This window comes from Vibrio sp. 10N.222.55.B11 (assembly GCF_041473705.1).
Classification (GTDB): domain Bacteria; phylum Pseudomonadota; class Gammaproteobacteria; order Enterobacterales; family Vibrionaceae; genus Vibrio; species Vibrio crassostreae_C.
Genome location: NZ_JBFRST010000049.1, coordinates 100395 through 106671 on the forward strand (window position 1 = coordinate 100395; position 6277 = coordinate 106671).

Annotated in this window: 6 protein-coding genes; 3 read left to right on the forward strand and 3 right to left on the reverse strand. The window is 42.9% G+C overall.

Annotation, left to right across the window (positions count from 1 at the left end; genetic code table 11):
* The first annotated feature begins 99 nt into the window (after positions 1–99).
* The 3 genes from AB4503_RS17865 to AB4503_RS17875 all read left to right on the forward strand — a co-directional run bounded on the left by AB4503_RS17865 (position 100) and on the right by AB4503_RS17875 (position 1870).
* Positions 100–690, forward strand: a complete 591-nt coding sequence (locus AB4503_RS17865) for a TfoX/Sxy family DNA transformation protein (protein WP_019820997.1) — start codon at positions 100–102, stop codon at positions 688–690.
* Between the two features lie 134 nt (positions 691–824).
* Positions 825–1505: a TVP38/TMEM64 family protein gene (locus AB4503_RS17870; protein WP_017062098.1), complete on the forward strand. Its 681-nt coding sequence runs from the start codon at positions 825–827 to the stop codon at positions 1503–1505.
* A gap of 47 nt (positions 1506–1552) precedes the next feature.
* On the forward strand, positions 1553–1870 hold the full coding sequence (locus AB4503_RS17875) for a DUF2007 domain-containing protein (protein ID WP_172379750.1): 318 nt from the start codon (positions 1553–1555) through the stop codon (positions 1868–1870).
* Positions 1871–2001: 131 nt separating this feature from the next.
* Here AB4503_RS17875 and AB4503_RS17880 read toward each other — a convergent pair whose 3' ends face one another.
* The 3 genes from AB4503_RS17880 to glgC form a co-directional block, all read right to left on the reverse strand.
* Positions 2002–2799, reverse strand: a complete 798-nt coding sequence (locus tag AB4503_RS17880; protein WP_017062100.1) for an alpha/beta fold hydrolase — start codon at positions 2797–2799, stop codon at positions 2002–2004.
* Positions 2800–3084: 285 nt separating this feature from the next.
* Positions 3085–4539 carry a glycogen synthase GlgA gene (gene glgA, locus AB4503_RS17885; protein ID WP_017070017.1) on the reverse strand — a complete coding sequence of 485 codons (1455 nt, stop codon included), beginning with the start codon at positions 4537–4539 and terminating at the stop codon, positions 3085–3087.
* The gene (gene glgC, locus AB4503_RS17890; RefSeq protein ID WP_080582251.1) at positions 4529–5758 is read right to left on the reverse strand and encodes a glucose-1-phosphate adenylyltransferase; all 1230 of its coding nucleotides are present in this window, start codon (positions 5756–5758) and stop codon (positions 4529–4531) included. The genes glgA and glgC overlap by 11 nt, the downstream gene beginning before the upstream one ends.
* Between the last annotated feature and the right edge of the window lie 519 nt (positions 5759–6277).

Here is a 6277-nt window from a genome sequence, read left to right on the forward strand (position 1 = left end):
AGTAATTTACGGCTTATTGACAATTTAATTGCAACATTTTGCTAATCTCTCGGACCTGCTTATTTGGTGGCGTAGTTCAAATACACCGAGATAAATAACATGGATAAACCGATACTAAAGGACTCGATGAAGTTATTTGAGTCCCTAGGAAAAATAAAATCACGCTCAATGTTTGGTGGCTTCGGTCTTTTTGCTGATGACACTATGTTTGCTCTGGTTGTAAATGACCAGTTGCACATACGCGCAGACAAAGGCACAACGAAACAATTCGAACAACAAGGGTTTCAACCGTACGTCTACAAAAAACGTGGTTTCCCTGTCGTTACTAAATATTTCGCTTTACCTGAAGGCCTCTGGCAAGACCAAGAGAAAATCTTGCAGCTTGCAACCACGTCTCTAGGTTTTGCTAAAGAAGAAAAAGCTGAGCAGTCTTCTGCTAAGCCGACCCGACTCAAAGATCTGCCTAATCTTCGACTCGCTACCGAGCGTATGTTGAAAAAGGCAGGGATCGATTCTGTCGAACGTTTATATGAATCTGGCTCTGTAAACGCATTTAACGCCATCAAAGAATCGCATGCGTCTTCTGTCAGTATTGAACTACTTTGGGCGCTAGAAGGCGCGATCAATGGAACACATTGGTCTGTTATACCGCAGCAGCGTCGCGAAGAGCTTATCAATCGCGTCAATTAACTTTGTCAGTGCAATCTATATACATAACTAAGCCGCATTTACTGCGGCTTTTTTTATATCTGGTGAAAGTTAATCTATGCTTTGCCTGTCTATCTATACTATCGGTATGCATTGAAAATTTAGAGGAAGTATCAATGAGTAAGAAAATGATATTGGGTATTGTGTTGGTCATAACCATCGTGCTGTTAGGCATCAATTTCGGCCAGTACTTAACGCTTGAAAATGCTAAGGCCCAACAAGCTGTGTTAAATGACTACATTGACAGCAACTTTATTGCGGCTGCCGCTATCTATTTTGTCGCGTATGTCATGATTACGGCTTTCTCCATTCCTGGTGCCGCTGTTGTGACCTTATTGGGGGCCGCGCTATTTGGCTTCTGGAACAGCTTGCTACTGGTATCTTTCGCAAGTGCGATCGGTGCGACCTTAGCTTTCTTAAGTAGCCGTTACCTGTTGCGTGACTGGATTCAAACCAAGTTTGGTGACAAATTGGCGACGATTAACAAGGGGGTTGAAAAAGACGGCGCATTTTACCTGTTTTCTCTGCGTCTGATTCCTGTATTCCCATTTTTCCTTATCAACCTATTGATGGGTCTAACACCGATGTCAGTGAGTCGTTACTACATTACGAGTCAAATCGGGATGTTACCGGGGACGGCGGTTTTCTTGAATGCTGGTACTCAGCTCGCAGAAATTGATTCACTTTCGGGCATCGTCTCCCCTTCAGTACTATTGTCATTTGCGTTATTGGGTATATTCCCAATAGTGGCTAAATGGTTGATGGGGAAGTTTCGCTCAGCACCCGTAGCTGAATAATTTATAATAGCTAAATAACACAGATAGCCGAATAAGGTTCTATTTCAATGAAAATCTTCAGTGCATCGAATCCGACAGAAGCTCATATCATCTGTGGATTATTAGAAAGCGAGAATGTTGCCTGTGAAGTCCGTGGTGAGGGGTTGTTCGGATTAAAGGGGGAAATCCCATTCACCGAAGAAACTGACCCTTACGTATGGTTATATGAGCCAGAATTGGCCAGTAAAGCTCGCATGCTCGTCAATGACTACCAAAAGCAGCAAGATTCGATCATCTATGAAGAGTGGCGTTGTGGTGAGTGTCATGAAGTCAACGAAGCGCAATTCGGCTCTTGCTGGCAGTGCGGTGCTGCCTCACCTGAATAGCAGGGTTTCAGTGACCTGATAGAACGATTCGGTCAGATACCTCCTCCAATTAAAAACGGGAAGCTAAAGTTAGCTTCCCGTTTTTATTTCAATTCGATTAACTCATCATCTTTGATTTCACGCCTAGAAAATCACTGAATTTGTTTTTGAATAAACGCAATCGAACGCTGATTAAACTCTTCAGGGTTTTCCACGTTACACACGTGTCCACAATTCGGGATTTCTACTAGCTCGCTCGATTCATGCGCTGCAACCATTTCTTTTACAGGCTTAATAAACATGTAGTCACGTTCACCCATCAAATAAAGAGTCGGTATTGGTAGCTCTCTATCTTTAAAATATTTCATCAAGGGGTTTACATCAGCTGTTAAGATAAACCAGCGTTTAAATTCTTTCTGGCACAGTTTTTTGGCTTCGCGGATAAAAAGGTGACGAGACTCTTTTTGGCTTTTTTGTGGCATCACAACATAAGCAAAAAGGCTGTATAACCACATGTAAGGAATGATGTGCTTGCTGAGGTTACCCAACTTGATTAACACTTGAGAGCGAGTGTTTAGCTTGGTGACAGCGCCACCCAGTACCATTGAACGTACACGGCCAGCCGCCAGTTCGGCAACGTTACGCACAATAATCGTGCCCAAAGACATGCCAACGAAATGTGCAGAACGGATCTTAAGATGGTCTAACACTTTAAGAATATCAAGCGTCACCGATTTGAACGTATAACGATTCGAAATCAGCCCTTTAAGTATATTGTCTGATTTACCGTGCCCTCTCAGATCAATGAGAAGTAAGTTGAAATGCTGTTTATACGCTTTGATCTGCTTGAACCAGATGGAGGAACTGCCTCCTGCGCCATGCACAAATACAACCCACTCATCGCTCGTAGGGTGAGTAAATGTTTTATGAAATAGTAAACTCTCAGACATACCTATCGCTTTAATTATTGGAATGGAGCTATGCCTCATCACGAGGCGATGACTAAGGATACCACGCTATTAAGAACTTTAAGTGATAATAGTGTCAAACCTATCATTAGTCATGTGAATACCTACCTCACCTTTTCTACCTGACTAAAATGAGTTTGCAAGCTTTGTCTTCGTAAACGTGATGTGCTCTGACCAGGAAACAAAAAGGCACTCTACAATTAGAGCGCCTTCATTTAGTTCGAGCGGCAGTTGCTCGCCAGCTAACTTTAAAGCTAAGTCAACAAGTTAAAATGCTGAATGATACATAGCTAGGTATTCTTTAGCCGCATCTTCCCAACTAAAATCTTGCTGCATCGCATAAAGCTGAGCACGCTTAATTTCAGATGGGTTTTGTGCATAAAGCAGTAATGAACGATGTAACACAGCCAATAACGCCTGCGGTGTTGGCTCTTCAAAAGCAAACCCAGTCGCGACTTCAGGATCTTCATCGTAATCATTCACGCTGTCTTTTAAACCTCCCACAGAACGAACAATCGGCAAAGTACCGTAAGCCATGCTGTAGATTTGGTTTAAGCCACACGGTTCAAATTCCGAAGGCATCAAGAAGAAATCAGAGCCTGCTTCAACCAAGTGCGCAAGTTCATTATTGTACGCTTCTACGAACGAGAACTTATCTGAGTGAAGCGCTGATAGCTCTTTCAATTGACTCGCCAAAACCGGATCGCCAGTACCGACAATCACGATCTGAAGATCATTTTTCAAAAACTGTTCGATGATAGGCAGTAAGTAATGAACACCTTTTTGATTCGTCAAGCGACAAACCATGCCATAAACCGCGCAATCGGCAACGGGTAAACCTACATCTTGTTGCAGTTTTTGCTTACAAGCTGATTTTCCGCGAGCCATGCTGTGCTTGGTCGCTTTGTATTTACGAGGAAGGAAAGCATCAGTTTCCGGATTCCAAGCCCCATAATCACACCCATTCAAAATGCCGAACAGATCAGCAGATCTGTGTTGGAATTCTGCAGCCATACCGTGGCTACCTAATTCCGTTTTCAACTCTTCTGCATAGGTAGGACTTACTGCGTTCACTTTATCCGCACACATCACTCCAGCTCTTAGCATAGTGACATGAGTGTCACTCACTGAAGCTTCAGGCGCATGGTAACTGTGCATCTCTGGCAGGAATTGAAGTTCATCGTAGGCGAACACACCTTTGAAAACCGCATTGTGAATCGAAATAACACTGCGCGTATTTTCAAAGAAATCGTGTTGTTGATAACGCGATTTAAGCAAGAAAGGAACGAAACCAGTATGCCAGTCATTTGCATGAATGATATCCGGTTGGAAACCAAGCTTAGGAAGCATATCAAGACAGGCTGCACTAAAGAACGAGAAGCGCTCTCCGTTATCAGCATAAGCTTGATTGTTTTCTGCGTACATTTCCGGGCGGTCGAAATACTTGGCACATTCAATACCAAAAACTGGAACGCCTTCTACGCTCAGTTTTTTAACTTGATAAGCCGTATGAGGCCAATGATCGAGTTCAGTCGATAAAATAACTTCTGCTGAATCAATGTTTGGAATGTTTCTATATGCGGGGATAGTCACTCGAACGTCCTGTTCGAGTGTTTGCAACGCTTTCGGCAGTGCCTTGGCTACATCAGCCAAGCCACCACTTTTAATCAAGCCTTCAACTTCAGACGCTACAAAAAGTACCGAGAGAGTCTTAGTAACCAACTCGTGCTCCTTTAGAAATCACTACGACACCATCGTCAGATACGTGGTAATGCTTTTTGTCTTCTGTCAGATTTACACCAATCTGTGTACCCGGTGCGATATCTGCGTCTTTATCAATGATAACGCGGCGCAAGATACAACCCTCACCCACTTTTACATCACCGAGTAAGATGCTTTCGCTAATATCACACGCTGATGCGATATTGCTGCGGAAGCCCAGTACACTCTTTTCAATACGCGAACCACGTACATAACTACCGCTACACACAAGGCTATCAATGATCTGAATTCGACCATTTGCCGAATCAGTAAACGTAGCTGGTGGTAGTGGCGGGTAATAAGTGTGTAGAGGCCATTTACGGTTGTATAGCGAGAATGGCGCATCTTTCTTAAGAAGGTCCATGTGCGCTTGCCAGTACGCGTCAATCGTACCTACATCGCGCCAGTAAACTTCTTCTTTCTCACCAGTAATACGGTTGGTGCTGAAATCATAAACAAACACGTCACCACGTGGGAACATGTTTGGAATAATATCTTTGCCGAAATCGTGTGTCGAACCTTCTCTATCAGCATCTTCCGTTAGTTCAGCAAAAAGCTCTTTCGCTTCGAACACGTAGTTGCCCATTGAAACGAGCGCTGATTCTGGATCGCCCGGGATCGACTTCGGATTTGCAGGTTTCTCTTCAAAGCCAATCATACGGCCGTCAGCATCAACCTCAATAACACCGAATTCTGATGCTTCAGCAAGCGGCATGCGCAATGCTGATACTGTTAGAGCCGCTTTCTTCTCTTTATGGAAATCAAGCATCTGTTTGATGTCCATCTTATAAATATGGTCTGAACCAAAAATACATACTTGATCAGGTTCTTCCAACTCCATAAAGCCCATGTTTTGGTAGATAGCATCTGCTGTGCCTTCATACCAACGCTTTCCTTTACGCATTTGCGCAGGAATTGGGTCGATAAAACGGTCTGTTATACCACTGATATTCCAGCCTTTTTTCATATGGTGGAACAGTGACTGTGACTTAAATTGTGTTAATACGTAGATCTTCATTAGATCAGCATTAACGAAGTTGTTCAAAGCGAAATCAATTAAGCGGTAACTACCACCGAAAGGAACCGAGGGTTTGCTGCGAGATTCAGTTAAAGGTCTTAAGCGAGAGCCTTCACCACCAGCAAGAATCATTCCCAATACACCAGCCATTTTATTCTCCATATATCTATAGCTTGTCGATGTTAGTACTCGTAGAGGTATCTTCCTCTGGGGGATGAGCACCAACACTTATTTCGGTATTTAGCGAATATCCATTCACATACAGTGACAATATCCTAAGCCAAACGTTGTTATGTGTGCACTATTCTTTGCACTTGGTTTTATATACGTTATCGACTTTTCGGCCGAATTCAATTTTTAATACGCCATTCTGTGGTACGTAAGCTGATTGCTTTCCTAAGACTTAAAGCAGCTCACACTACACCGTCCAGACGAAACATTACATTAACACCCGACACACATCAGGTATACAACTAAACGCTGATCTGTGAGTTACAATATTTTAATTAAGTTACATTCTCGTTAAAGTTGCATAAGAAGATATGATTAATTACCGCCATTAATTCCGCGGTGTGAATTTAATAAATTCCGGCCGACGAAATACTAAGTCAACAAGTTGCATAGTTAGTCATATTGAGATCAAAAAAAAAGCAGCCATTAGGCTAATGCCGTTCACTTAAG

Bases quoted from the DNA above. Each gene is read 5' to 3' on its own strand.
- AB4503_RS17865 (WP_019820997.1), top strand. From the start codon at position 100: ATGGATAAACCGATACTAAAGGACTCGATGAAGTTATTTGAGTCCCTA.
- AB4503_RS17870 (WP_017062098.1), top strand. From the start codon at position 825: ATGAGTAAGAAAATGATATTGGGTATTGTGTTGGTCATAACCATCGTG.
- AB4503_RS17875 (WP_172379750.1), top strand. From the start codon at position 1,553: ATGAAAATCTTCAGTGCATCGAATCCGACAGAAGCTCATATCATCTGT.
- AB4503_RS17880 (WP_017062100.1), bottom strand. From the start codon at position 2,799: ATGTCTGAGAGTTTACTATTTCATAAAACATTTACTCACCCTACGAGC.
- glgC (WP_080582251.1), bottom strand. From the start codon at position 5,758: ATGGAGAATAAAATGGCTGGTGTATTGGGAATGATTCTTGCTGGTGGT.